The organism is Sphingomonas abaci, assembly GCF_014199625.1.
Lineage (GTDB): Bacteria > Pseudomonadota > Alphaproteobacteria > Sphingomonadales > Sphingomonadaceae > Sphingomonas > Sphingomonas abaci.
The window spans coordinates 1-1,320 of record NZ_JACHNY010000041.1 but is presented as its reverse complement, the minus strand read 5'-3'; the positions used below and the strand labels follow the sequence as shown (position 1 = coordinate 1,320).

Below are 1,320 nucleotides of genomic sequence, written 5' to 3'. Positions count from 1 at the left end.
TGGTCGGTGAACCACATGGCGTAATCAGGAGCGGTGCTCGTTGGGATAGCCTGTCGTCCCCTGAAGAGGAGGACGGAAGATGACCTGCTATGTTGGCCTAGATGTGTCGATGAAGGAGACCGCGATCTGCGTCGTGGACGAAACGGGCGATCGCATATGGGACGGTAAGTCGCGAACGGACCCGGACGCTATTGCGGCCGTGCTGGCGCGGAGGGCCGCAGGAGCCGTGAGGATCGGTATCGAGACGGGCCCGATGACCGTGTGGTTGTGGCACGCATTGACCGAGCGAGAGCTGCCGGTGGTGTGTCTTCATGCCAGGCATGCTGCGGCAGCGCTGAAGCTGCAGATGAACAAGACGGACCGCAACGACGCGTTTGGGTTGGCACGGCTGGTCCGCTCGGGCTGGTACCGGCCGGTCGCTGTTCGCTCGATGGATACGCACCGGTTGCGTGCGCTCCTGATCACGCGAGACCAGCTGGTCGGCATGAGCACCGCGCTCATCAACAAGATACGCGGCCTGGCGAAGACTTTCGGCATTCTGGTCGGACCCGGGAAGGGTGGCACCTTCGAACGTCAGGTCCGGGCAACGCTGCCGGACGATCCGGTGGTCGCCGCACTGTTCGAGAGCCTACTGGCGATGCTGAGCACATTGCGGGAGCAACAGCTTGCCATTGCCAAGCAGCTCGCCCGGGTTGCCCGGCAAAGCGGCGCCTGCCGCTTGATGATGACGATGCCCGGCGTCGGACCGCTGACGGCCGTCAGCTTCATGACCACCATCGAGGATCCTCACCGGTTCCGACGCTCGCAGGATGTCGGCGCCTATCTCGGTCTCACTCCGCGTCGCTACCAGTCGGGCGAGGTCGACATCAACGGCCGCATCTCCAAGTGCGGAGATCGTCTCACCCGCAAGCTGCTGTTCGAAGCGGCCAATGTCATGCTGTCGCGGACCTCGCAGGCGTCGGCGCTGAAGGACTGGGCTGCCGCCATCGGCCGGAGATCGGGCTTCTGGAAGGCGCGCGTTGCGCTGGCCCGCAAGCTGGCGGTGATCCTCCACCGGATGTGGATCGACGGGCGAGGCTTTGACCCAAAGGTGACTGCCATGGCCTGATATCTGCTTTCCGAGCTGCCGCCCCGCCAGGGTGCGGCCACGGCCATCTCGTGACCCGCTTCGTGACCATCTGGAACACGGGAACCACATCGAGAGGCCGGCGATCTGGCGCCATGCTGAGGCTGGACCCGTCCTGACCTCGAAGACGACAACGATGCGCAAAAGAAGATCGACTACGAGCACCTTGGCAAACGGCTTGACCGATTAGACGA

The 1,320-nt window shown here is 63.9% G+C and carries 1 protein-coding gene; it reads left to right on the top strand.

Features of this window, described 5'->3' with window-relative positions; genetic code table 11:
• Positions 1 to 79 precede the first annotated feature (79 nt).
• Entirely contained in the window at positions 80 to 1,108 is a 1,029-nt protein-coding gene (locus GGQ96_RS21095) for an IS110 family RNA-guided transposase (RefSeq protein ID WP_020493465.1), read from the top strand.
• Positions 1,109 to 1,320: the final 212 nt, after the last annotated feature.

What these genes read in the sequence shown, in the direction of transcription:
- GGQ96_RS21095 (WP_020493465.1), top strand. Translation starts at nt 80, where the DNA reads ATGACCTGCTATGTTGGCCTAGATGTGTCGATGAAGGAGACCGCGATC.